Annotated in this window: 25 protein-coding genes; 15 read left to right on the top strand and 10 right to left on the bottom strand. The window is 67.9% G+C overall.

The window, feature by feature from the left end:
* Positions 1-117 precede the first annotated feature (117 nt).
* From pyrH to ASF22_RS06920, 10 genes are all read right to left on the bottom strand, one after another.
* Positions 118-840, bottom strand: coding sequence for a UMP kinase (pyrH, locus tag ASF22_RS06965; RefSeq protein WP_056173129.1), 723 nt, complete (start codon positions 838-840; stop codon positions 118-120).
* A 152-nt stretch (positions 841-992) separates the two neighbouring features.
* Positions 993-1,916: a translation elongation factor Ts gene (gene tsf / locus ASF22_RS06960; protein ID WP_056173126.1), complete on the bottom strand. Its 924-nt coding sequence runs from the start codon at positions 1,914-1,916 to the stop codon at positions 993-995.
* 138 nt (positions 1,917-2,054) lie between these two features.
* Entirely contained in the window at positions 2,055-3,122 is a 1,068-nt protein-coding gene (locus tag ASF22_RS06955; protein ID WP_056173123.1) for a 30S ribosomal protein S2, read from the bottom strand.
* 171 nt (positions 3,123-3,293) lie between these two features.
* The gene (locus ASF22_RS06950) at positions 3,294-4,049 is read right to left on the bottom strand and encodes a pseudouridine synthase (RefSeq protein ID WP_056262780.1); all 756 of its coding nucleotides are present in this window, start codon (positions 4,047-4,049) and stop codon (positions 3,294-3,296) included.
* Positions 4,046-4,978 carry a methyltransferase gene (locus tag ASF22_RS06945; protein ID WP_056173116.1) on the bottom strand — a complete coding sequence of 311 codons (933 nt, stop codon included), beginning with the start codon at positions 4,976-4,978 and terminating at the stop codon, positions 4,046-4,048. Before ASF22_RS06945 ends, ASF22_RS06950 begins: the two co-directional genes overlap by 4 nt.
* Before the next feature lie 188 nt (positions 4,979-5,166).
* On the bottom strand, positions 5,167-6,144 hold the full coding sequence (era, locus tag ASF22_RS06940) for a GTPase Era (protein WP_056173114.1): 978 nt from the start codon (positions 6,142-6,144) through the stop codon (positions 5,167-5,169).
* Positions 6,137-6,931, bottom strand: coding sequence for a ribonuclease III (gene rnc / locus ASF22_RS06935; RefSeq protein WP_056262778.1), 795 nt, complete (start codon positions 6,929-6,931; stop codon positions 6,137-6,139). The genes era and rnc overlap by 8 nt, the downstream gene beginning before the upstream one ends.
* A gap of 14 nt (positions 6,932-6,945) precedes the next feature.
* A complete protein-coding gene (gene lepB / locus ASF22_RS06930; protein WP_056173108.1) occupies positions 6,946-7,746 on the bottom strand; it encodes a signal peptidase I in 801 nt (266 codons plus the stop codon).
* A gap of 117 nt (positions 7,747-7,863) precedes the next feature.
* Positions 7,864-8,277: a holo-ACP synthase gene (gene acpS, locus ASF22_RS06925; protein WP_056173106.1), complete on the bottom strand. Its 414-nt coding sequence runs from the start codon at positions 8,275-8,277 to the stop codon at positions 7,864-7,866.
* Entirely contained in the window at positions 8,274-9,032 is a 759-nt protein-coding gene (locus ASF22_RS06920; RefSeq protein WP_056173103.1) for a pyridoxine 5'-phosphate synthase, read from the bottom strand. Before ASF22_RS06920 ends, acpS begins: the two co-directional genes overlap by 4 nt.
* Positions 9,033-9,148: 116 nt before the next feature.
* Here ASF22_RS06920 and ASF22_RS06915 point away from each other — a divergent pair, with 116 nt between their 5' ends.
* From ASF22_RS06915 to ASF22_RS06845, 15 genes are all read left to right on the top strand, one after another.
* On the top strand, positions 9,149-9,520 hold the full coding sequence (locus ASF22_RS06915; protein WP_056262775.1) for a PH domain-containing protein: 372 nt from the start codon (positions 9,149-9,151) through the stop codon (positions 9,518-9,520).
* 74 nt (positions 9,521-9,594) lie between these two features.
* A complete protein-coding gene (locus ASF22_RS06910; protein WP_056174085.1) occupies positions 9,595-9,852 on the top strand; it encodes a PepSY domain-containing protein in 258 nt (85 codons plus the stop codon).
* 35 nt (positions 9,853-9,887) lie between these two features.
* Positions 9,888-10,592 (top strand): MgtC/SapB family protein, encoded by a 705-nt coding sequence (locus tag ASF22_RS06905; protein ID WP_056262773.1) that lies wholly within the window; start codon positions 9,888-9,890, stop codon positions 10,590-10,592.
* Between the two features lie 326 nt (positions 10,593-10,918).
* Entirely contained in the window at positions 10,919-11,398 is a 480-nt protein-coding gene (rpsF, locus tag ASF22_RS06900) for a 30S ribosomal protein S6 (protein WP_056173095.1), read from the top strand.
* Between the two features lie 3 nt (positions 11,399-11,401).
* Entirely contained in the window at positions 11,402-11,689 is a 288-nt protein-coding gene (gene rpsR / locus ASF22_RS06895) for a 30S ribosomal protein S18 (RefSeq protein ID WP_056173092.1), read from the top strand.
* 154 nt (positions 11,690-11,843) lie between these two features.
* On the top strand, positions 11,844-12,845 hold the full coding sequence (locus ASF22_RS06890; protein ID WP_056262770.1) for a DUF2232 domain-containing protein: 1,002 nt from the start codon (positions 11,844-11,846) through the stop codon (positions 12,843-12,845).
* Positions 12,846-12,905: 60 nt separating this feature from the next.
* Complete coding sequence (gene rplI, locus ASF22_RS06885) at positions 12,906-13,469, top strand: 50S ribosomal protein L9 (RefSeq protein WP_056086662.1); 564 nt, start codon at positions 12,906-12,908, stop codon at positions 13,467-13,469.
* A 269-nt stretch (positions 13,470-13,738) separates the two neighbouring features.
* Positions 13,739-15,229 (top strand): replicative DNA helicase, encoded by a 1,491-nt coding sequence (locus tag ASF22_RS06880; protein WP_056086665.1) that lies wholly within the window; start codon positions 13,739-13,741, stop codon positions 15,227-15,229.
* Positions 15,230-15,354: 125 nt separating this feature from the next.
* Positions 15,355-16,452 (top strand): alanine racemase, encoded by a 1,098-nt coding sequence (gene alr, locus ASF22_RS06875; RefSeq protein WP_082483558.1) that lies wholly within the window; start codon positions 15,355-15,357, stop codon positions 16,450-16,452.
* Between the two features lie 21 nt (positions 16,453-16,473).
* A complete protein-coding gene (gene radA, locus ASF22_RS06870) occupies positions 16,474-17,907 on the top strand; it encodes a DNA repair protein RadA (protein WP_056173085.1) in 1,434 nt (477 codons plus the stop codon).
* A gap of 135 nt (positions 17,908-18,042) precedes the next feature.
* Entirely contained in the window at positions 18,043-18,654 is a 612-nt protein-coding gene (locus ASF22_RS06865; protein ID WP_056262767.1) for a CvpA family protein, read from the top strand.
* 118 nt (positions 18,655-18,772) lie between these two features.
* Positions 18,773-20,263 (top strand): amidophosphoribosyltransferase, encoded by a 1,491-nt coding sequence (purF, locus tag ASF22_RS06860; protein WP_056173078.1) that lies wholly within the window; start codon positions 18,773-18,775, stop codon positions 20,261-20,263.
* Between the two features lie 10 nt (positions 20,264-20,273).
* Entirely contained in the window at positions 20,274-21,023 is a 750-nt protein-coding gene (locus ASF22_RS06855) for an SDR family NAD(P)-dependent oxidoreductase (protein WP_056262764.1), read from the top strand.
* Positions 21,024-21,226: 203 nt separating this feature from the next.
* The gene (locus ASF22_RS06850; RefSeq protein ID WP_056262760.1) at positions 21,227-21,634 is read left to right on the top strand and encodes a dihydrofolate reductase; all 408 of its coding nucleotides are present in this window, start codon (positions 21,227-21,229) and stop codon (positions 21,632-21,634) included.
* Positions 21,635-21,691: 57 nt separating this feature from the next.
* On the top strand, positions 21,692-22,810 hold the full coding sequence (locus ASF22_RS06845) for a carboxylate-amine ligase (RefSeq protein ID WP_056173068.1): 1,119 nt from the start codon (positions 21,692-21,694) through the stop codon (positions 22,808-22,810).
* The last annotated feature ends 1 nt before the right edge of the window (position 22,811 follow it).

Genomic DNA, 22,811 nt, shown 5'->3' with positions numbered 1-22,811 from the left:
GAGGGAAGCCGGGCCGCCGGGGCCCGTTCTGCGGCTTCAATGAACCAAAACCCTGTGGCCCGCAAATGTGTTCGCGGCCCTTCGGCGTTTCGCATCCGAGGATCGCGGGAGCGTGGATCAAGGAACCACGTGGGTGGCCGGTGCCTCCCCCGTGAGGATGGCCCGGATCGAGCTCGGCGCATGGACGGACCCGACCACGATGGAGAGACGGCTCTCGCGGGCGAGGGCGAAAGCGGCGGTGTCCATCACCTTCAGGTCGCGGCCGATAGCCTCGTCGTGGGTGAGGCGATCGTAGCGGGTGGCGGACGGGTCGATCTTCGGATCGGCCGAGTAGACCCCGTCCACCTGCGTCGCCTTGAGCACGGCATCGCAGCGCAGCTCGGCGGCGCGCAGGACGGCGGCCGTGTCGGTGGTGAAGAACGGGTTGCCGGTGCCGCCCGCGAGCACGATGACCTGCCCCTTGTCGAGGTGGTGCAGGGCGGGCTGCCGCGCGAAGGTCTCGCAGATCGTCGGCATCGACACGGCCGACATGGTGCGGGCGGGTACGCCGGCGGCGTTCAGGGCGGTCTCGAGGGCCAGCGAGTTCATCACCGTCGCCATCATGCCGAGCGAATCCCCGGTGGCCCGGTCGATCCAGCCCGCGGCCGAGATGCGCGCACCGCGGATCATGTTGCCGCCGCCGACCACCAGGGCGAGTTGGATTCCAGCCTCCCGCGTACGGGCGATGTCGTCGGCGATACCGGCGAGCGTCGGGGGGTGCAGCCAGTAACCGTCCGGCGCAGCGAGCGCCTCCCCGGACAGCTTCACGAGGACGCGGCGAAACGGTGTGGTCTCCGGCATCGAGCCAGTCCCCTCAAAGCCGTCCCGAAATCGGGGCGGCGAGCCAATCGGAAGCGGAGGGGTGTCTAGCGCAGGCGGGACCGAAACGTCGAGGGGCGGCGGCATCACTGCCACCGCCCCCCTCACATTTTCGTCAGACCGTCGGTCCGTGATCAGCCGCGAGCGGCGGCCGCGACCTCGGCGGCGAAATCCGGAGCCTCTTCCTTCTCGATGCCCTCACCGAGGGCGTAGCGAACGAAGGCGGTGAGCTTGACCGGTGCGCCGGCCTTGCCCTCGGCTTCCTTGAGGACCTGCGTGATGGTCTTCGAGCCGTCGTGCACGAAGGGCTGCTCGAGGAGGGTGACCTCCTTGTAGTAGCTCTTCAGGCCGCTCTCGACGATCTTGGCGAGCACATTTTCGGGCTTTCCGGCGTTCTTCTCGCGCAGGATGTTGATCTCGCGGTCGAGGGTCGGCTGGTCGACGCCGGCGGCATCGAGGGCCACCGGGTTGGTGGCGGCGACGTGCATGGCGATCTGGCGACCGAGGGTGGAGAGCACCTCGACGTCACCCTCGGACTCGAGGGCGACGAGGACGCCGATCTTGCCGAGGCCGTCGACCACCTGGCCGTGGACGTAGGAGGCGATGACGCCCTTGGTCACGTCGAGCTTGGCGACGCGGCGCAGGGTCATGTTCTCGCCGATGGTGGCGATGAGGTTCGCGAGGCTCTCCTTGACGGTGGTCTCGGCGCCGGGGAACTTGGCGGACTCGAGGCCTTCGAGGGTGCCGTCGGTATCCAGGGCGAGCTTGGCGGCCTCGCGAGCAAAGCCCTGGAAGCTGTCGTTGCGGGCGACGAAGTCCGTCTCGGAGTTCACCTCGACGAGGGCGGCGTGGTGCCCGGCGGACTCGACGGCGACGAGGCCCTCGGCGGCGACGCGGCCGGCCTTCTTGGCGGCCTTGGCGAGGCCCTTCTTGCGCAGCCAGTCGACGGCGGCTTCGATGTCGCCGTCCGTCTCGTTCAGTGCGCCCTTGCAGTCCATCATGCCCGCGCCGGTCTTTTCGCGGAGCTCTTTCACCAGTGCGGCGGTGATGTTGGCCATGGCCTGTCCTTTCCGGGACTCTTGAAGTGGGGGATTCTTGAAGTGAAGGAGCCCGGCGCTCTGGAAAAAGCACCGGGCTTCAGGATGATGGTGTCGATCCGTCGGTGGCGGCCCTGGCTCGAGGCCGCCGTGGCGGTCTCAGGCGGCGGCGGCGGCCTCGGCGAAGCCACGGGCCTGCTCGACCCAGCCGTCACGGCCGATGCGGCCATTGAGCTTGAGATCGGCATCGACCTTGGCGACGTCCGCTTCGCTCATCGCGGCGATCTGCCAATAATGGTAGACGCCGGCTTCGTTGAGCTTCTGAACGATCTGGGGACCGGCACCGTGGAGCTTCGACAGGTCGTCGGGGGCGCCGCGCGGGGCCGAGAGCAGTTCGAAGTGCTCGGTGGACTCCACGAGGGCGGCCACATCGGCCTGGGTGACCGAGCCGGACTCGATGGATGCCGCACCCTCGTCGTTGGCGGGCAGCTCCTCGGCGGTCGGCTCCTCGGAGGCACCGAGATCGATGCCGCTCGAGCCCTGACCGCGCGAGATGCCATCGATGGCAGCGCGGGCGATGAGGTCGCAGTACAGAGCGATGGCGCGGCCGGCGTCATCGTTGGCCGGAACCACGTAGGTGATGCCGTCCGGGTTGCAGTTGGTGTCGACGATGGCGGCCACCGGGATCCCGAGGCGCTGGGCCTCCTTGATCGCGAGCTGCTCCTTGTTGGTGTCGATCACGAACAGCAGGTCGGGCACGCCGCCCATGTCCTTGATGCCGCCGAGGGCCTTCTCGAGCTTGTCCTTCTCGCGGGCGAGCATGAGACGCTCCTTCTTGGTGAGGCCCTGGGCCCCGCCATCGAGGATCTCGTCGACCTTGCGCAGGCGCGAGATCGAGCCCGATATGGTCTTCCAGTTGGTCAGCATGCCGCCGAGCCAGCGGGAGTTGACGTAGTACTGGGCCGAACGCTTGGCGGCCTCGGCGATGGTGTCGGCGGCCTGGCGCTTGGTGCCGACGAACAGCACGCGGCCACCCTTGGCCACGGTGTCGCTCACGGCCTGCAGGGCCTGGTGAAGCGCCGGCACGGTCTGGGCCAGGTCGATGATGTGGATGTTGTTGCGCGTCCCGAAGATGTAGGACTGCATCTTCGGGTTCCAGCGGTGGGCCTGGTGCCCAAAGTGGGCGCCGGCCTCGAGAAGCTGACGCATGCTGAAATCAACGGCCATGATCTTTTGTCTCTCCGGTTATGCCGCCGCGGAGGAAGCGACCAGGGTCCCGTGGGGCACCGGTCACCGGAAACGCCTCATTCAGGCATGAGGCCAACTCCGCGTGTGGAATGGGCGGGGCCTTACCAGACGGTTTTTGCGATGGCAAGGTTTTGGGGCGGGCGGAGCCCGTCAGGCCTGTGCGCCGCCGAAAACGGCGGCGATCGCGGCCTCGTCCATCACCCGGTACGCGCCGGCCTCGAGATCGGCCGGCAAGTCGAGCCCGCCGATTCGGTCGCGGTGGAGGCCGACGACGTGATTACCGACGGCGGCGAACATGCGCCGGACCTGATGGTAGCGACCCTCGTGCAGGGTGACGGCGGCGCGGGTCTCGTCGTGAACCTCCGTCTCCACCGGCAGGAGCGGCTTGTCCTCGCCCTCCAGCATCAGGGTGCCGGAGGCGAAAATCGCGGCTTCGTTGCTCTTGAGCGGGCGGTCCAGAGTCACCTGGTATCGCTTGGCGACGTTGGATTTCGGCGCGATGATCCGATGCAGCAGGGCGCCGTCGTCGGTCAGCAGCAGGAGGCCGGACGTCTCCTTGTCGAGGCGGCCGACGGTGGACAGGGCCGGGTCGCGCCGGCGCCAGCGGTCGGGCAGCAGACCGTAGACCAGCGGCCCCGCCTCCTTGTGCGAGCAGGTGACGCCGAGCGGCTTGTGCAGCATCAGGGTCACGCCCGGCGGCGGATCGAGGGGGACACCGTCCACTACCATGCGCTGCGCCAGATCGGGTGTGACCGGGATGCGCTGGTCCGAATCCCGCAAGGCGGCGCCGTCGAGGACGACGAGGCCGGCCCCGGTGAGGAGCCCGATCTCACGGCGCGAGCCGTAGCCCATGTTCGCGAGCAGGCGGTCGAGGCGCAGGGTCGGGGTCTTGCCCGCCTTGCTCATTTCCGGGCCTCGAAGATCTTGTAGCCGCCAGACGATGCTTTCAGCTCGACGGTCTTGAATGCGGCCTTGAGGGGCTTCTCGTAGGGAAGGTGCATGTTGGCGGTGAGCCACAGGGTACCGCCCGGGCGCAGGGCCTCGGCCGCACGGGCGATGAAGCCCTGGCCGAGGGCCTGATCCTCTGAACCGCCGTCGTGGAAGGGCGGGTTCATCACCACGAAGTCGAGGCGGCTGAGGCCGAGATGGCCCGCGCGGATGTCGGCCCAGCGGATCGTGGCGCGCGGATCGCCGACGTTGCGCGTCGCCATTTCCACGGCACGCCGGTCGATGTCGATGAGGGTCAGGGTCGTGACCTTGGGCGAATGCAGGACGGAGCGCGCCAGGACCCCGAGGCCGCAGCCGAAATCGGCACCGCTGCCGGAGAGCGGGGGGAGCAGCGACAGGAGCAGGGCCGAGCCCGGATCGAGGCGGTCGTAGGAGAAGATGCCGGCCTGCGAGCACAGGGCGAGGTTGTCGATATGACGCGGACCACCCTCATCGAGGGCCGCCTTCAGATCGCCGATGGCCTCCGGCCGATCGACCACGCAGATGCGGTGGTGGCGCCGGGCGCTCTCCGTCGCCGGCGCTCCGAAGCCCGCGAGTTCCTTGGCCAAGCGCGATCCGCCTCTGTCCTTCGGGGCGAGGGCCGTGAGGCGACCGCCGGGACGCAGCGCGCGCAACGCCTGGGCCAGGACGTAGCGCCGCTCGATGGTGCCGGCCGGCGCCAGCACGTCGATCCGTTCGAGGCTGCCCAGATCGACATCCTCGATCCGTGGCGACCCCGGGATCAGCGGCGAAAGTTGAACGGCGCCGTCGGCGGCCCCCTCCGGCCCATCGATGAGTTCAGCGGGCGGAAGGCCGTAGACGGCGTGCGAGAACGATGTGACGGACATGATGATACGATCCGGCGCGGATGGTGCGCGCCTCGACGGCTGAGAGCGTGACGGGTGACCTGGGCTGGTCGGTGATAGTCGATGCCGAAGCAGGTTCGCGTCGGCAAGCCAACGCTTCACCCTGTTCGGCTTCCTGACAGGTCGCCGATCCTCGACGGGAAACCGGCGACCACATGGGTGAAACCTTGCTAGCCGCGGGGGAATTCCAAGCCCATCTCGCGGTAGCGTGCCGGATCGTCGGCCCAGTTCTCGCGCACCTTCACGTGCAGGAACAGGTGAACCGTCTGCTCGGCCGCCTCGGCGATCTCCCGCCGCGCCGCCTGGCCGATGGCCTTGATGGTCTGGCCGCCCTTGCCGAGCACGATGGAGCGCTGGCTCTCGCGCTCGACGAAGATGGTCTGCTCGATGCGCACCGATCCGTCGGTCCGCACCTGCCACTGATCGGTCTCGACGGTGGAGCGGTAGGGCAGTTCCTCGTGCAGGCGGTCGTAGAGCTTTTCGCGGGTGATCTCGGAGGCCAGCATGCGGATCGGGGCGTCCGAGACCTGATCCTCGGGGTAGAGCCACGGGCTCTTCGGCATCATTGAAGCCAGGGTCGCCTTCAGCACGTCGATGCCGTCGCCGTTCAGCGCCGAGATCATGAAGGTGTGGGTGAAGGCGATGCGCTCGTTGAGCGAGGCGGAGAGCGCCAGCAGGCGGTCGCGCGGGATGAGATCGATTTTGTTGAGGATCAGGACCTTGGGGCGTTTCACGTCGGGGAGCTTGGCCAGGATCGCCTCGACCTCGTCGGAGACGCCCTTGCGGGCATCGATGAGCAGGCACACGGCGTCGGCGTCCGACGCGCCGCTCCAGGCGGAATGCACCATGGCGCGGTCGAGGCGGCGCTTCGGCGCGAAGATGCCGGGGGTGTCGACGAGGATGATCTGCGCCGTGCCCTCCATGACGATGCCGCGCACGAGTGCGCGCGTCGTCTGCACCTTGCGGGAGACGATGGACACCTTGGTGCCGACGAGGCTGTTCAAAAGTGTCGACTTGCCGGCATTCGGGATGCCGATGAGAGCGACGAAGCCGGCGGTGGTGTTCTCCGGCATGGGCGCCGAAGGGATCGGCACCAGGGGCGGCAGATCGTCGTCGTCGTGGTCGGTCTCGAAATCGGGATCAGACATCGGGGGAATTTCCTTCGCGGACGTCCGCCGACGTCTCCATGGTTGGGGTGGGGGTCTGACCGAGCACCTCGCGCTCCAGCACGAGGCGGGCGGCCTCCTGCTCGGCAAGGCGCTTGGACGGGCCGGAACCGATGCCGGGCGCGAAGCCCTCGACCCGGGCAGCTATGCGGAACAGGGGGGCATGATCGGGGCCGGAGCGCTCCACCACCTCGTAGGCGGGGATCGGCAGGCCGCGGCCCATCGCCCACTCCTGGAGCGACGACTTGGCGTCGCGTCCCCGCGGGGCGGCCGTGTCGACGCCCGGGGTGAAGGCGGCCTCCACGATGGCCTTGGCCTTGGCATAGCCGGCGTCGAGGAACACGGCGCCGAGGATCGACTCGCAGGCATCGGCCAGGATGGTCTGGTTGCGGCGCCCGCCGCTCTGGACCTCGCCGGGGCCGAGCAACAGGTGCGGACCGACATCCCACGCGGTGGCCACGGCGGCGCAGGTCTCGCGCCGGACGAGGCCGGCGAGGCGCCGCGACAGGTCACCCTCGTCGGCTCCCGGAAACGCGGCGTAGAGGAGATCGCCGATGGCGAGACCCAGCACACGATCGCCGAGGAATTCGAGGCGCTGATAGCTGCCGAGACGGCCATTGCCGCCCGCCTTGCTCACGTGGGTCAGCGCCAGGACCAGCAGGTTCGGGTCGGCAAAGGCATGGCCGATCGCGGCTTCGAGCACGGCGAGGCCGGGCTTCGGACGCGGCGCGCGCCGCGCCCGGCTGGAGGGACGCGCCTCTTCGTCCACGGTTCGCAATCGCCCTACTGAATGGTGGTGAACAGGCGGCCCCAGCGGACCTTCGCCGGCCAGTTCCAGATCTGCCACGCCGGCGTGCCCTCGTCGATGGAGAAGAAGATCATCTCCGCCCGGCCGACGAAGTTCTCGAATGGCACGAAGCCCACATTGGCGAGATCGCGCGAATCGGTGGAGTTGTCGCGGTTGTCGCCCATCATGAAGAACCGCCCTTCCGGCACGGTGTAGGGCTCGGTGTTGTCCCAGTAACCGTTGTCGCCGTCGCGCTCGATCACCTTGTGGGTGACGCCGCCCGGCAGGGTCTCGAGGTACTGCTCGGCCTTGGCCTGCTCACCGTAGGGGCCGGTGGTCTCGAACGGCGCGATCTTCTCGCGCTTGACCGGCACGTCGTTGATGTAGAGCAGGCCGGCCTTCATCTGGATCTTGTCGCCGGGCAGGCCGATGACGCGCTTGATGTAGTCCGTGGCATTGTCCTTGGGCAGCTTGAACACCGCGATGTCGCCGCGCTTCGGGGTCGCCGCCCAGACCCGGCCGTCGGCCGTGAACGGCAGGTACTCGCTCAAAGGCAGGGAATATTTCGAATAGCCGTAGGAATATTTCGAGACGAACAGGTAATCGCCGATGAGGAGCGTCGGCACGAGCGACCCCGACGGGATGTTGAACGGCTGGAACAGCAGCGTCCGCACCACGAGGGCGATGAGCAGCGCTTGGCCGCCGACCTTCAGGGTTTCCTTGATGCTGGCCCAGGTTCCGGTCTCGGCCGCCTTCAAGTCATGCTTCGTCTGGTGGTCCACGCGGGCACGTTCCATCTGGCTGGCCTCTCCGATTCGACACGGAAGGCCGACGTCCAGGCCCCGTCCGTCATCGACGGTCGAGCGGCGGCATAGACCATGCGCGGAGGAGCCGCAACGCGAGGGGGCCGCCGGCTAGGCCCGGAGGGTGCCGAGCGGCACCGCCTCGATGATCACGAAGGCCTGAGCCATGGGAGGATCGTCCGTAAGGGTGATGTGGACCTTGGGGGCATAACCCGCCGGAATCAGCCCGGCGAGGTGCGTCGCGGCCCCGCCGGTCAGGCGTAGGGTCGGGCGACCGCCGGGCAGGTTCACCACCTCCATGTCCCGCCAGAATACGCCCTGGCTGAGACCGGTGCCGAGCGCCTTGGCGCAGGCCTCCTTGGCGGCGAAGCGCCGGGCGTAGGACGGCGCGCGGGCGGCGCGGGCATCGCATTTCGCCCGCTCTCCGTCGGTGAAGACCCGGTGGGTGAAGCGCTCGCCGTAGCGTTCGAGGGAGCGTGCGATGCGGCGGATGTCGCAGAGATCGGAGCCGATGCCGACGATCATGCGGCGCTCGCTCCCCGGGCGGCGTCCATGGCCGCCCGCATGTCGCGGACGGCTTGATCCAACCCCGTGAAGATCGCCTCGCCGATGAGGGCGTGGCCGATGTTGAGCTCGGCGATCTCGGCCAACGCCGCCACCGGTCCGACGCTGTCCAGGGCCAAGCCGTGACCGGCATGGATCTCCAGGCCGAGGCTGGCGCCATGCGTCGCCGCGCGGGCGATTCGAGCGAGTTCCACCGATACCCGTTCGGTGTTTCCGGCCGCCACCGCCTCGCAATAGGTCCCAGTGTGGAGCTCGACCACGGGGGCGCCGAGGCGGTGTGCGGCGTCCATCACCGCGACATCGGGCTCGACGAACAGGGATACGCGGATGCCGGCCGCGCTCAGGGCAATGATGCGGGGCGCCAGATGTTCGTGGCCGCCGACGATGTCGAGCCCCCCCTCGGTGGTGCGCTCCTCGCGCTTCTCCGGCACGAGGCAGGCGGCATGGGGCTTCAGGCGAATCGCCAGGGCGACCATCTCGTCGGTGGCCGCCATCTCGAAGTTGAGGGGGACGGTCAGGACCCGGGCCAAGGTCTCCATGTCGGCGTCGCGGATGTGGCGCCGGTCCTCGCGCAAGTGCGCCGTGATGCCGTCCGCCCCCGCCTCGACGGCCATTCGCGCCGCCCGGATCGGATCGGGATGCCCGCCCCCGCGCGCGTTGCGAACGGTGGCGACGTGGTCGATGTTCACGCCGAGACGCAAGGAACGATGAATCATGTATCCGGCGGACTCCAAACGCGATCCCCACGGAGATCAACACGGCCCGGTCGTTTCACCAGGCCAGCACCATCATTACATAGGCCTCGCAAGCACGAACGGGGATACGGCATACGATGGGATTTCTCGACGGCCTTCTCGGCCACGGCAGCGACCTCTCGGCGGCGGAGATCAGCGAGCAGCTCGCCGGCATCCTCACTGAGGGTGAAAGCGTGCAGGTCGCCTTCCGACTCCTGAGGGATCTCATCGTGTTCACCGACCGGCGTTTGATCCTCGTGGACAAGCAGGGGATCACCGGCCGCAAGGTCCAGTACATGACGGTGCCGTACCGGGCGATCACCTGCTTCTCCGTCGAGACGGCCGGGAGTTTCGACCTCGATTCCGAACTCAAGATCTGGGTGTCCGGCAGGGCCGAGCCGATCCAGAAGACCTTGAAGCGGGGCGCGAACATCCTGGGCATCCAGCAGGCGATCGCGGCATCGATTTGATAGGCCGCGCAGGAACCCACCCCCAGCATTCCCGTTGAACCGTCTGGATTTTTTGCCGGCTCATGGAGTTCTGGATGTCACGCTCGATTCCCCTCGCCCTGGCGCTCGCCCTTGCCGCATCGACGGCAGCACTCGCCGACCAGCCCGGAGCCGATTGGATGCCCGCCGCGCAGGTGAAACAGAAGTTGATGGCGGAGGGCTACACCAGCATCACGGAGTTCGAGGCCGATGATGGCCATTGGGAGGGCGAGGGCGTGAAGAACGGCACGAAGATGCAGTTCCACGCCGATCCGAAGACGGGGGCACTCCTGTCCGAAAAGCCGAACAAATAACCGGACGCCCACGAGCGGACGATGAGCGTCGAATCGTGCTGAGCAACTTCGACATGGTTGGCCGCTTGTTCGTGGCCGCGCTGCTCGGCAGCGTCATCGGCTTCGAACGGGAGCGACTGGTGTGGGCGGCCGGCATGCGGACGCACATGCTGGTCTGCGTCGGTTCGTGCCTGCTGATGATCGTCTCGGCCTTCGGGTTCGCCGACATCCTGGGCCGACCGAACGTGACCCTCGATCCGTCCCGTGTCGCCGCCCAGGTGGTGTCCGGCATCGGCTTCCTCGGTGCCGGCACGATCCTCCTGCGCGGTGAGGTCGTGAAGGGCCTCACAACCGCCGCGAGCCTCTGGGCGGTGGCCGCCATTGGTCTTGCGTCCGGGGGCGGGCTCTACGTACCGGCCATCGCCACAACTGCCATCGTGCTGGGTATCCTGGCGGGCATGAAGCCGCTGGAAGAACGCTACCGCGAGCGGCGCCAGAAATACGATCTGCGCATCGTCGCTCGACACAATGCGCTGACCCTCGCACACCTACGCGCCCTCGCCGGGCCGTGTGCGCCGAAGCTGCGGCAGATCGTAATTCGCCAACGCGGAGTCGATGCGAGCGATGAGATTACCCTTTGCCTCGTGCATGTGGACCGCAATACCCTCGATGCGCTGACCGGGCGGCTGCGCCGGCACGAAGCCGTCGCGAGCGTGGAGACGATCCACCACGAAACCACCACGCGGGATCCCAGCGTCTGAGATGCCGAGCCGAAGGTCAGCCCTTCTCACCGCTATGGGCCCGAATGGCGGCTGCCTTGCCAAGCCCGAACAACTGGTTTATCCGCCACCCCTCGCGTTCGCTCCGGCTGGGGGCTGAACGGACGATGCCGATTCGTTCGGCATAGGGCGAGGTTCCGCAAGGGCTTTTCCCGTCGTCCCGTGTCTCCGCCTTCGATCAACCGCTCGGGCCTTCAAACGGCTCGAAGGGCTTGGCGCCGGGCGATTTCGCGTACGAACCGGCCCGACGCTTCTTATCCCGCACTCCCATGTGCCGTCGGGTCCCTTTGGATATGAAGGGCCCGTTAATGCCTCTCTACGAACACGTCTTCCTGGCACGCCAGGACGTGACGACCCAGCAGGTCGAGACCATGGTCGAGACCTACAAGGGCGTCATCGAAGCCAATGGCGGCAAGGTCGAGAAGATCGAGATGTGGGGCGTGAAGTCCCTCGCCTACCGCATCAAGAAGAACCGCAAGGCGCATTTCACGCTCCTCAACGTCGACGCCCCCCCGGCCGCCCTGGCCGAGATGGAGCGCCAGATGCAGATCTCCGAGGACGTCCTGCGTTTCATGACCGTCCGCGTCGAAGAGCTCGAGTCCGAGCCGTCGGCGATGATGCAGAAGCGCGACCGCGACGACCGCAAGGATCGTGAGCGCGGCCGTCGTCGTGACGACGAAGGCTTCGGCGGTGGTGGTGGATTCGGCGGCGACCGCGATCGCGGCGACCGTGGTGATCGCGGCGACCGGGGCGACCGCCCCGAGCGCAGCTTCGGCGGGGAGGCTTAAGCTATGGCGTTTGGTGCTGGACCCGGTGCACCCGCCGCTGGCGGTGCTGGTGGTGGTGCGGGCGGCGGACGCCGTCCCTTCTTCCGTCGTCGGAAGACTTGCCCCTTCTCGGGCGCGAACGCGCCCAAGATCGATTACAAGGACGTCAAGCTCCTGTCGCGCTACGTCTCCGAGCGCGGCAAGATCGTCCCGTCGCGCATCACGGCGGTGTCCGCCAAGAAGCAGCGTGAGCTCGCCCAGGCGATCAAGCGCGCCCGCTTCCTCGGCTTCCTGCCCTACGTGATCAAGTAGTCACGACCGCCTCGGCTCCGATGGAGCCGAGGCACATGCCGGTTCACCGGTAGAAGTGTTTCGTACCGGCCTTCGATGGTGAGGGCTGGGAGACGTTGGGGCGATGCGTGCCTCTAACCCTGCCCGGCACCGGGACAGTGGGACAGCGGGATCGATGGGTCAGTTTCTCGGAATCGGTATCGGCGCGGGCCTCGTCTCGGCTCTCCTCTTCGGCGTGCTGCTGAAGGCGACGGCACTCGCCATCATCCTCTATCTGCTCGCCCCGCTCCCGATCCTCATCGTCGGGCTCGGCTGGAGCCACAAGGCCGCCCTCGTCGCGGCCGTCACCGGCAGCCTCGCGCTGGCCCTCGTGGTGCAGCCCTTCCTCGGCCTCGGCTTTCTCGCCTATCTGGCCCTGCCCGCCTGGTGGCTCGCCTACCTCGCGCTCCTCGGCCGGCCCGGCGCCGACGGTACCATGGAATGGTATCCGACAGGCCGGCTGCTGGCCTGGACCGCCGGCACGGCCGGCCTTGCCTTCGTCGCCATCGCGGTCATCGCGGCGCCGAACTACGAGACCTTCCACACGCAGCTGCGCGACATGACGCGCACCATCGTGAAGATCCAGACCCAGGGGCGCGCGACCGTCCCGGCCCAGACCGCCCCTGATGCGGCGGACCCGGATGCTCCGAAACCGGACGCGAGCAAGCCCGACGACACCTTGAAGGACGACGTGTCCGACGCCCTGGCCCGCATCGCGCCGGGTCTCGCCGCGCAGGGCTTGGCCGTCCTCCTCGTGTTCTACTTATGGGCCGCCGCGAAAATCGTAAAAGTATCGGGCCGCCTGCCCCGGCCTTGGCCCGACCTGCCCTCCACGCGGATGCCGCGCCGGGTCCTCGGCATCCTGGCCGTCGCCCTCCTGCTGACCTTCACGCCGGGCTATCCCGGTGTGCTCGGCGTGGCCGTGGCCGGCGCCCTCAGCGCGGCCTTCGCCATCCAGGGACTTGCCGCCTTCCACGACCGAAGCCGGGGCCGCCCGGGGCGCCTCGCCCTACTGTTCGGCCTGTACCTCATCCTGTTCGTGACCCAGGGGATCGCCTTCGTGGCCCTGACCCTGTTCGGCATCGCCGACACCGCCCTCGACCGGCGCCGTCCGAAGGACGTGCCCGGGCGACCTTGAGCCTGCCGCCGGCCGAGGCCGGCGGTTTTCCATCCCAACCCCAACCGAAGGACCAGAACCATGGAAGTCATCCTCCTCGAGCGCGTCGCCAAGCTCGGCCAGATGGGCGAGACCGTGAACGTGAAGCCGGGCTACGCCCGCAACTTCCTCCTCGCCCGCGGCAAGGCCCTGCGCGCCACCGCCGGCAACAAGAAGCACTTCGAGACCCAGCGCGCCCAACTCGAGGCCCGCAACCTCGAGAAGAAGTCCGAGGCCCAGACCGTCGCCGAGACCCTCGAGGGCAAGAGCTTCGTGCTCATCCGCCAGTCGGGCGAGACCGGCGTGCTCTACGGCTCGGTCTCGACCCGCGATCTCGCCGAGGTCGTCACCGCGGAGGGCTTCTCGGTCGGTCGTGACCAGTTCGCGCTGAACCAGCCGATCAAGACCCTCGGCCTGCACGTCGTCCCCGTCGTGCTGCACCCCGAGGTCGAGGTCTCCGTGACCGTCAACGTCGCCCGCTCCCCCGAGGAGGCCGAGCGTCAGGCCCGCGGCGAGTCCACCACCGAGCGCGAGGCGTTCAACCTCGACGACCTCGGCCTCGAAGTCGGCGCGGCGCTGGCCGAGGCCGGCGACGACCGCGAGTAAGCCGATTCACGGCCCTTCGGGGCGGTGGAGAACGGGGAGCGATAGCGTTCACGGTTTGACTTGTTCCTCCTTTGTTCCAAAATAGACGCCCGCGCCTCGCCTGAGTCGCGGGCGTTCGTGCGTCCGGCTCTGGCCGGGCTCGCACGCGGATCGGTCGATCGTGATCAGAGGCTCTTAACCACGGTGCGCCATGGTTGGCCTCTGAATGAAGGCGGGTTGGGTGACCACATCCCCGCGCGCTTGGAAAAGTCGGAGCCTCGAGTCAGCCCATGGCCCTGCCCAACGCCCTCGTGGCCAACCTTCAACAGGTGACGCAGGAATTCCGCGTCGCGCCGCACAACATCGATGCGGAGCAGGCCCTGCTCGGCGCGATCCTAGTCAACAACGACGCCTACTATCGCATCTCGGACTTCCTCCTGGCCGAGCACTTCATGGAGGACGTCCACCGCAAGATCTTCGAGGTGGCCTCGCAGCTCATCAAGGGCGGCAAGCTCGCGACCCCGATCACCCTGAAGACGTATCTCGGCGACGCCGATCTCGGTGGCCAGACGGTGATGCAGTACCTCGCCCGCCTCGCGGCCGAGGCGACCACGGTCATCAACGCGGGCGATTACGGCCGCACCATCTACGATCTGGCTATACGGCGCCGGCTCATCACCATCGGCGAGGATCTGGTGAACGGCGCCTACGAGGCCCCGGTGGAATCCTCGCCCCGCGACCAGATCGAGGGCACCGAGCGCAGGCTCTACGAACTCGCCGAATCGGGCAAGTACGACGGCGGCTTCCAGAAATTTTCCGAGGCGCTCACCACCGCCGTCGACATGGCCGCCAAGGCCTACCAGCGCGAGGGCAAGCTTTCGGGCATCGCCACCGGCCTGTCCGACCTCGACGCCAAGATGGGCGGTCTGCAATCGTCGGATCTCATCATCCTCGCGGGCCGCCCGGCCATGGGCAAGACCTCGCTGGTGACCAACATCGCCTTCAACATCGCCAAGGCCTATAAGGGCGAGAAGGGCGCGGATGGCGTCATGAAGACGGTCAACGGCGGCATCGTCGGGTTCTTCTCCCTCGAAATGTCGGCCGAGCAGCTCGCCACCCGCATCATCGCCGAGCAGTCCGGCGTGCCCTCCTACAAGATCCGCCGCGGCGACATCCGCCCGGAGGATTTCTACAAGATCACCGACGCCGCCCGGGACATGCAGACGATCCCGTTCTACATCGACCAGACCGGCGGCATCTCAATCGCCCAGCTCGCGGCGCGTGCCCGGCGCCTCAAGCGCCAGAAGGGTCTCGACCTGCTCATCGTCGACTACCTCCAGCTCCTGTCGGGCTCCGGCAAGCGCTCGGACAACCGCGTGCAGGAGATGACCGAGATCACCACGGGCATGAAGGCGCTGGCCAAGGAACTCGCCGTGCCGATCATCGGCCTGTCGCAGCTCTCGCGTCAGGTCGAGAACCGCGAGGACAAGCGCCCGCAGCTTTCGGACCTGCGCGAATCGGGCTCCATCGAGCAGGACGCTGACGTGGTGATGTTCGTGTTCCGCGAGGAGTACTACGTCAACAACAAGAAACCCCGTGAGGGCACGGAAGAGTTCTTCGCCTGGGAAGCCGAGATGAACCGCGTCCACGGCAAGGCCGAGGTGATCCTGGGCAAGCAGCGCCACGGCCCCACCGGCACGGTTGAGCTCCAGTTCGACGCAAACATCACGCGGTTCTCGAACCTGGCCCAGTCGGACCGGATCCCCGACCAGCATATGTGATCGCATGTCAGGCGATTCGGTGACAATTCCTGCGAGCGATCTGGTGGTGGAAGCCTCCGGCCCTTGTTTAGGGTCTGCTTCGGAACGAACCCTGCCGAATCAATGACCGAACAAAGCTGGACAGCGTGATCGAAGCAGGCCACGGCGCCACCCTCACCATCGACCTCGGGGCCATCGCGGCGAACTGGCGCCGCCTCGCGGACGAGGCGCCCGGCCTCACCTGCGCGGCAGTGGTCAAGGCCGACGCCTATGGCTGCGGCCTCACCCAAGTCGCGCCCGCCCTGTGGGCGGCCGGGTGCCGAACCTACTTTGTCGCCCACCTCGGCGAGGCCGTCGCGGCGCGCGCGCTTCTGCCGCACGCGACCATCTACGTCCTTAACGGGCTCCTGCCCGGCATCGGCCCCGCGCTCATCGCCCATGCCCTGCGCCCGGTCCTCGGATCGCGCGACGAGATGATCGAGTGGGCGGCGCTTGCCGCCGAGTCCGGCGCTCCGAGGCCCGCCGCGCTCCATATCGACACCGGGATGAACCGCCTCGGCTTCTGCGTGTCCGAGGCGCTGGGACTCGTCGACGATCCCCTCGTGGCCCGGGCGGGCATCGACCTCCTGATGACCCATCTCGTCAGTGCCGAATTGCCGGACGAGGCCATCAATGCGCGGCAGGCTGCGGACTTCGTCCGCCTGCGCGCGGCCTTGCCGGGAATCCCCGCCTCCTTCGCCAATTCATCCGGCGTCTTCCTGGGTGCGCGAGCCCACCACGACCTGCTGCGCCCCGGCTATGCGCTCTTCGGTGGCAACCCCAAGCCGGGTACACCCAATCCCATGCGTCCAGTGGTGCGCCTGGAGGCGACCATCGTGCAGGTTCGTACCGTCGTGGCCGGCGAGACCGCCGGCTACAACGCCGCCTGGCGTGCGGATGGCCGACGCCGCCTCGCTACCCTCTCACTCGGTTACGCCGACGGCTATCCGCGTGCGGCCAGCGGACGGGGTATGGCCCTGGTCGACGGCGTACGTTGCCCAATCGTCGGGCTCATCTCCATGGATCTCGTCATTCTCGACGTCACCGGCGCCCCCGGCGCAGCGCGTGGTGGAACCGCGACGCTCATCGGTGACGCCCTCGACATCGACACCGTCGGGCACGCTGCCGGCACCATCGGCTACGAGATCCTGACGGGGCTGGGTTCTCGCTATGTTCGCCATTATGTGACAGGAACCGAGGCCTGAGGGGCCTCTTCCGGACGCGTCATGGCCAAGATCCAACAGACCTTCGTCTGCCAGTCCTGCGGCGCGGTCTACAACCGCTGGCGCGGGCGCTGCGAAGCCTGCAACGGCTGGAACTGCATCGCCGAAGAGACCGGTGCCGCCGGCCCCCAGTCCGGCCCGGTCAAGACGCGGCCGAGCCGCGCCAAGGGCCGGGTGTTCCCGCTGGAGGGGCTCACCGGCGAGGTCAAGCAGGCGCCGCGCATTCCATCGGGTATCAACGAGCTCGATCGGGTGACCGGCGGCGGCTTCGTCCGCGGCTCGGTGATCCTGCTCGGCGGCGATCCCGGCATCGGCAAATCCACACTGCTGATGCAGGCCACCGCCGCCATGGCGCGCACGGGGGAGCGCGTCGTCTACATCTCCGGCGAGGAGGCGGTGGCCCAGGTGCGCCTGCGCGCCGAGCGCCTCGGCCTCGCCGACGTGCCGGTGGAGCTGGCAGCCGAAACCAACGTCGAGGACATCGTCGAGACCCTGTCGCAGGGCACCCCGCCGGCGCTCTGCATCATCGATTCGATTCAGACCATGTGGACCGAGACGGTGGAATCGGCGCCCGGCACCGTCACCCAGGTGCGCGGCTCGGCCCAGACCCTGATCCGCTTCGCCAAGACCACCGGCACGGCGGTGATCCTCGTCGGTCACGTTACCAAGGACGGGCAGATCGCGGGCCCCCGCGTGGTCGAGCACATGGTCGACGCGGTCGCCTCGTTCGAGGGCGACCAGGGCCATCACTTCCGCATCCTGCGCGCGGTGAAGAACCGCTTCGGACCCACCGACGAGATCGGCGTATTCGAGATGACCGATATGGGGCTCGCCGAGGTGCCGAATCCCTCCGCCCTGTTCCTGGCGGGGCGCGACCACGCGGCGCCCGGCACGGCGGTGTTCGCCGGCATGGAGGGGACGCGGCCGCTGCTGGTCGAGATCCAGGCCCTCGTCGCGCCCTCCTCCCTCGGCATGCCGCGCCGGGCCGTCGTCGGCTGGGACCCCAACCGGCTCTCGATGGTACTCGCGGTGCTGGAGGCCCATGGCGGCATCCGGCTCGGCACACACGACGTCTATCTCAACGTTGCCGGCGGCCTGCGCATCACCGAGCCGGCGGCGGATCTGGCTGTCGCCGCCGCCCTGGTCTCGTCCCTGTCGGGCTCGGCACTCCCGTCCGAGACGGTGTATTTCGGGGAGATCGGTTTGTCGGGCGCCATTCGCCCGGTGGCCCAAGCGCCGGCCCGCCTGAAGGAAGCGTTGAAGCTCGGCTTTGCCAAGGCGGTGACGCCCCAGGGGCGCGGCGAGGGCGGCAACGACGGGTTTCCCACCGAAGCCCTGCGCCACATCGCCGACCTCGTCGCCGGCATCGCCAGCAACGGCCCGCGCCGGGTCGGGTCCGGCCGGGGACGCGGTGGGGTGGAGTACGACGAGGATTGAAGCCCGTCCCGGCCGGGATGCCGGTCGGCTTGAGGGTGACGGCCAGGATTCGGCACGATATACAGGGGCGCGGCCGGGGGAAGCCGCAGGATACGCTTTGCCGAAGCAACTCCCTTGAAGTGACAATCGCCCACGATGCCGTTCTCCGTTCTCGATCTCGTCGTGCTCGGCATCGTCGTGGTGTCCGCGTTGCTCGCGGCCGTGCGTGGCGCCACCCGAGAGGTGCTGGCCATCATCGCTTGGGTCGCCGCCGCCGCCGTTGCCTGGAAGCTCTATCCCCTGCTCCTGCCGACGGTAAGCCAGCAAGTCACCAACGCCACCGTGGCCTTGGTGGCGTCCATCGCGGCGATTTTCCTCGGCACCCTCATCGTGGTCTCGATCATCACCGTTAAGGTGTCGGACATGATCCTCGATTCGCGCATCGGCGCCATCGATCGGTCTCTCGGTTTCCTGTTCGGCGCTGGGCGCGGCTTCCTGATCTGTGTCATCGGCTGGGTGTTCCTGGCCTGGCTCGTCCAGGGCAAGATGCCCGATTGGGCAGCCCAGGCCCGCAGCCGCCCGATGCTGGAGAAGTCCGGGGAGGCCCTGGTGGCGCAGTTGCCAGAGAACCCCGAAGGCCTGCTGAAGCAGTTCAAGAAGTCGAAGGCGGACAACCCGTCCGACCCCGTCGAGCCGCCGGAGGGCGACGTGCCGGCCCAGCGCCGCAGCGATGCACCGTCCCCAGCCACGCCCGCCTCGCGACGCTGATCTGCGGTGCCGGCGCTTGGTGCCCGGGCGGACGCCGCTTACATGCTGGCTTCGCGCATGACGGCTTCGTGACGAGGCTGGCTGGCCCAGTACCGGGCAATCAGGGATCGACCGCACCATGTTGGCAGTGAAACCGAGTGCCGGTCCGGCCGCCGGGACCGTGGACGGCCTCGATCGTGACGGCGATACCCTGCGCGAGGAATGCGGGGTGTTCGGCATCTTCGGCCATCCCGATGCCTCGGCCATCGTGGCGCTCGGCCTCCATGCCCTCCAGCATCGCGGCCAGGAAGCAGCCGGCATCGTCTCCTTCGATGGCGAAGTCTTCCATTCGGAGCGCCGCCCCGGCCTCGTCGGCGATTCCTTCTCGGATGGCGAGACCATCGCCCGCCTGAAGGGCCGGGCCGCCATCGGGCATGTGCGCTACTCGACCACGGGCGGCACCATCTTGCGCAACGTGCAGCCCCTGTTCGCCGAACTGGCCAGCGGCGGCCTCGCGGTCGCGCACAACGGCAACCTCACCAACGCCCTGTCGATCCGCCGCGACCTCGTGCGCGATGGCGCCATCACGCAGTCGACCTCCGACACGGAGGTGATCCTGCACCTCGCCGCGCGCTCCCGCGCGCCGCGGATCGTGGAGCGGTTCACCGAAGCCCTGAAGCAGATCGAGGGCGCCTACGCCATCGTCGCGCTCACCAACAAGAAGCTCATTGGCGCCCGCGATCCCATGGGTATCCGGCCCCTGGTGCTGGGCGAACTCGACGGCCGCTACATCCTCGCCTCCGAGACCTGCGCCCTCGATATCATCGGCGCCAAGTTCATCCGCGACGTCGAGAACGGCGAGATCGTGGTGATCTCGGAAGAGGGCATCCAGTCGATTCGCTTCGCGCCGGCCCGGCCCATGCGCCCGTGCATCTTCGAGTACATCTATTTCGCCCGGCCCGATTCCGTGGTGAACGGCAAGAGCGTCTATTCGGTTCGCAAGAACATCGGTCACGAACTCGCCCGCGAATCGGCGGCCGACGCCGACGTGGTGATCCCTGTGCCGGATTCCGGCGTGCCCGCCGCCCTCGGCTTCGCCCAGGAGACCGGCCTGCCCTTCGAAATGGGCATCATCCGCAACCACTATGTCGGGCGCACCTTCATCCAACCGACGCAGTCCGTGCGCGAACTCGGCGTGCGCATGAAGCACTCGGCCAACCGCGCCGTGGTCGAGGGCAAGCGCATCGTACTCGTCGACGACAGCCTCGTACGCGGCACCACCTCCGTGAAGATCGTCCGCATGATGCGCGAAGCCGGCGCCCGCGAGGTGCATTTTCGCATCGCCTCCCCGCCGATCACCTACCCGGACTTCTACGGCATCGACACGCCCGAGCGCGAGAAGCTCCTCGCTGCCACGCACGATCTCGAGGGTATGCGCCGCTACATCGGCGCCGATTCGCTGGCCTTCCTCTCCATCGACGGGCTGTACAAGGCCATGGGCGAGGAACGCCGCGACGAGGCCTGCCCGCAATACACCGACCATTGCTTCACCGGCGACTACCCGACGAGCCTGACCGACATGGCCATCGCCGGTCCGCGCCGGCTGGCGATGCTGGCCGAAGCCGACTGAACGCGCGCCCATGATCGACCCGCAAAAACCCCTGGCCGGGCGCGTCGCCGTCGTCACCGGTGCGTCGCGCGGCATCGGCCGGGCCGCCGCCCTCGCCCTGGCGGAGGCAGGCGCCCACATCGTCGCCGTCGCCCGGACCCAGGGTGCGCTGGAAGAACTCGACGATGCCGTTCGCGCGGTGGGTTCGAGCGCCACCCTGGTGCCGCTGGATCTCACCGATTACGACGCCATCGACCGCCTCGGCGCCGGACTTCACGAACGCTGGAAGCGCCTCGACATCGTGGTGGGCAATGCGGGCATTCTCGGCAACCTCACGCCGCTCGGCCACGTCACCCCCAAAACCTGGACCCAGGTGATGGACATCAACGTCACGGCGAACTGGCGCCTGATCCGCTCGTTCGATCCGCTCCTGCGAATGTCCGATGCCGGTCGGGCGATCTTCGTGACCTCAGGTGCCGCCCAGAAGTGCAAGGCCTATTGGGGCCCCTACTCCGTCTCCAAGGCCGCCCTCGATGCCCTGGTCCGGACCTACGCCGCCGAAACCGAGACGACGCCGGTTCGTGCCATGCTGCTCAATCCCGGCCCCCTGCGGACGGACATGCGCCGCGCAGCCATGCCGGGCGAGGATCCCGAGACCTTGAGGACACCGGAGGATCTGGCGCCGCACATCGTCCGGTTGGCGAGCCCCGCTTGGACCGAAACCGGCAAGATCTTCGATTTTCCGAGCGACCGCGTGCTGACGCCCCAGATGGCGCGCTAGAGCTGTGCCCGACCACGTTGGGTCGGGACACATCGCGCGGCCTTTGTTTTGCCGCGCTTTCCCCGCCGAACCGGTATCCACTTTGGCGGAGAGCGCGCTAAAAAAGTCCTCCGGGGCATGACCCACGCAACCGACGTGCCCTGACTTCTCCCGACAAGTCTTCGGTTCGGATCACCGTCTCATCACTAAGTGCCAGGTCCACCATGATCGACGTTCGCTGCATCTGCGCCATCGGCCAACGGGGCCAGCTCGGGCTCAACGGGCATCTCCCCTGGGAGGGCAACACCGATCCCCTCTTCGTCGAGGACGTCACGCGGTTCTTCGCCATCACCATGGGCCACGTGCTCATCGCCGGACCGAAAACCATCGCGTCGGTGCCCGACTTCGCGTTCAAGGACCGCACCATCGACGTGATCCGCAGCCACGAGGATCCCGAGGCGGTGCTGAAGCGGTATCCCGGCCGGCGCATCTTCGTGGGTGGCGGGATCAGCGTCTGGAACGTGTACGCCAAGTATATCCAGCACTGGGACGTGACCCGCCTGCCCTATGACGGCGAGGCCGACCGCTGGTTCGATCCCACGTGGCTCGTCGGCGGCCCGCTCCGCACCTGACGGCACAAAGGACTACGCTTGCGGGTTGAGATGAGCCCTCCAGCCCCAAGGTCCCCGATGAGCTCGCATTCGTACCGCTTCGGCATCGAAGAAGAGTACTTTCTGGCCGATTCCGAGACGCGCGGCACGCCGGACCGGCCGCTCGGTGCTTTCCACGACGCGGCCGGGGCTGCCCTGCCGGAGATCGGCCGCGAGCTCCTCGAATCCCAGATCGAGGCCTGCACGCCGCCCTTGGAAAGCTTTAGCGAGGCCCGCGAGACCCTCGCGCATCACCGGGCGATTCTGGCGCGGATCGGACGGGAGCACGGCGTCCTCGTCTTCGCCGCCGGCACCCATCCGGTCGCGGCCTGGGCGAGGCAGGTGGCGACGCAAGGCGAGCGCTACACCGGTATCCTGGAGGATGTGGGTCTGGCGGGTCGGCGCAGCCTGATCTGCGGCATGCACGTCCATGTCGAGGTGCCGGACCCCGACGCGCGGGTGGACCTCATGAACCGGCTGTTGCCATTCCAGCCCATCCTGCTCGCTCTCTCGGCCTCGTCGCCGTTCTGGCAGGGCCAGCCGACGGGACTCGCCTCTTATCGCCTCAGCGCCTTCGGCGAACTTCCGCGGACAGGCCTACCCGAGCTTTTCGCCGATACGAAAGCCTACGAGCGCTACGTTCGGATCATGACCCGAGCCGGTTCGATCCAGGATGCGAGCTTTCTGTGGTGGTCCCTGCGCCCTTCGATCAAATTCCCGACCCTGGAACTGCGCATCGCCGATTCCTGCACGCGGATCGACAACGCCATCACCATCGCGGCGCTCTATCGCTGCCTCGTTCGCTGCGCCGTGCGCCGCCCGGACCTGAACGCCGGCCTCGACGGCGTCTCGCGGGCGCTGGCGCAGGAGAACCTCTGGCGGGCGCAGCATGGGGGTACGAAGGCGGAGATGATCGACGAGGCGAGCGAGCAGGCCGTGCCATTCGGTGAAGCCCTCGACAGGCTGCTTACGCTGATCGTCGAGGACGCCGAAGCCCTGGGCTGTGTGGCGGAGGTCGAGGCCGCCCGCAGGATCGTCCGTGACGGCACGAGCGCGGAATGCCAGATCGCCGCTTTCGAAACGGTCCGATCCGATGACCGAAGCTCCCTCGGCGCGGTGGTGGATTGGCTAGCGGCCATCACGCGGGGCGACAGTTGAA

It is taken from the genome of Methylobacterium sp. Leaf87 (assembly GCF_001422775.1).
Lineage (GTDB): Bacteria > Pseudomonadota > Alphaproteobacteria > Rhizobiales > Beijerinckiaceae > Methylobacterium.
The sequence above is the reverse complement of the archived record's forward strand: the minus strand, read 5'-3'. Positions and strand labels throughout refer to the sequence as shown.

What these genes read in the sequence shown, in the direction of transcription:
- pyrH (WP_056173129.1), bottom strand. Translation starts at nt 840, where the DNA reads ATGCCGGAGACCACACCGTTTCGCCGCGTCCTCGTGAAGCTGTCCGGG.
- tsf (WP_056173126.1), bottom strand. Translation starts at nt 1,916, where the DNA reads ATGGCCAACATCACCGCCGCACTGGTGAAAGAGCTCCGCGAAAAGACC.
- ASF22_RS06955 (WP_056173123.1), bottom strand. Translation starts at nt 3,122, where the DNA reads ATGGCCGTTGATTTCAGCATGCGTCAGCTTCTCGAGGCCGGCGCCCAC.
- ASF22_RS06950 (WP_056262780.1), bottom strand. Translation starts at nt 4,049, where the DNA reads ATGAGCAAGGCGGGCAAGACCCCGACCCTGCGCCTCGACCGCCTGCTC.
- ASF22_RS06945 (WP_056173116.1), bottom strand. Translation starts at nt 4,978, where the DNA reads ATGTCCGTCACATCGTTCTCGCACGCCGTCTACGGCCTTCCGCCCGCT.
- era (WP_056173114.1), bottom strand. Translation starts at nt 6,144, where the DNA reads ATGTCTGATCCCGATTTCGAGACCGACCACGACGACGACGATCTGCCG.
- lepB (WP_056173108.1), bottom strand. Translation starts at nt 7,746, where the DNA reads ATGGAACGTGCCCGCGTGGACCACCAGACGAAGCATGACTTGAAGGCG.
- acpS (WP_056173106.1), bottom strand. Translation starts at nt 8,277, where the DNA reads ATGATCGTCGGCATCGGCTCCGATCTCTGCGACATCCGCCGCATCGCA.
- ASF22_RS06920 (WP_056173103.1), bottom strand. Translation starts at nt 9,032, where the DNA reads ATGATTCATCGTTCCTTGCGTCTCGGCGTGAACATCGACCACGTCGCC.
- ASF22_RS06915 (WP_056262775.1), top strand. Translation starts at nt 9,149, where the DNA reads ATGGGATTTCTCGACGGCCTTCTCGGCCACGGCAGCGACCTCTCGGCG.
- ASF22_RS06910 (WP_056174085.1), top strand. Translation starts at nt 9,595, where the DNA reads ATGTCACGCTCGATTCCCCTCGCCCTGGCGCTCGCCCTTGCCGCATCG.
- rpsF (WP_056173095.1), top strand. Translation starts at nt 10,919, where the DNA reads ATGCCTCTCTACGAACACGTCTTCCTGGCACGCCAGGACGTGACGACC.
- rpsR (WP_056173092.1), top strand. Translation starts at nt 11,402, where the DNA reads ATGGCGTTTGGTGCTGGACCCGGTGCACCCGCCGCTGGCGGTGCTGGT.
- ASF22_RS06890 (WP_056262770.1), top strand. Translation starts at nt 11,844, where the DNA reads ATGGGTCAGTTTCTCGGAATCGGTATCGGCGCGGGCCTCGTCTCGGCT.
- rplI (WP_056086662.1), top strand. Translation starts at nt 12,906, where the DNA reads ATGGAAGTCATCCTCCTCGAGCGCGTCGCCAAGCTCGGCCAGATGGGC.
- ASF22_RS06880 (WP_056086665.1), top strand. Translation starts at nt 13,739, where the DNA reads ATGGCCCTGCCCAACGCCCTCGTGGCCAACCTTCAACAGGTGACGCAG.
- radA (WP_056173085.1), top strand. Translation starts at nt 16,474, where the DNA reads ATGGCCAAGATCCAACAGACCTTCGTCTGCCAGTCCTGCGGCGCGGTC.
- ASF22_RS06865 (WP_056262767.1), top strand. Translation starts at nt 18,043, where the DNA reads ATGCCGTTCTCCGTTCTCGATCTCGTCGTGCTCGGCATCGTCGTGGTG.
- purF (WP_056173078.1), top strand. Translation starts at nt 18,773, where the DNA reads ATGTTGGCAGTGAAACCGAGTGCCGGTCCGGCCGCCGGGACCGTGGAC.
- ASF22_RS06855 (WP_056262764.1), top strand. Translation starts at nt 20,274, where the DNA reads ATGATCGACCCGCAAAAACCCCTGGCCGGGCGCGTCGCCGTCGTCACC.
- ASF22_RS06850 (WP_056262760.1), top strand. Translation starts at nt 21,227, where the DNA reads ATGATCGACGTTCGCTGCATCTGCGCCATCGGCCAACGGGGCCAGCTC.
- ASF22_RS06845 (WP_056173068.1), top strand. Translation starts at nt 21,692, where the DNA reads ATGAGCTCGCATTCGTACCGCTTCGGCATCGAAGAAGAGTACTTTCTG.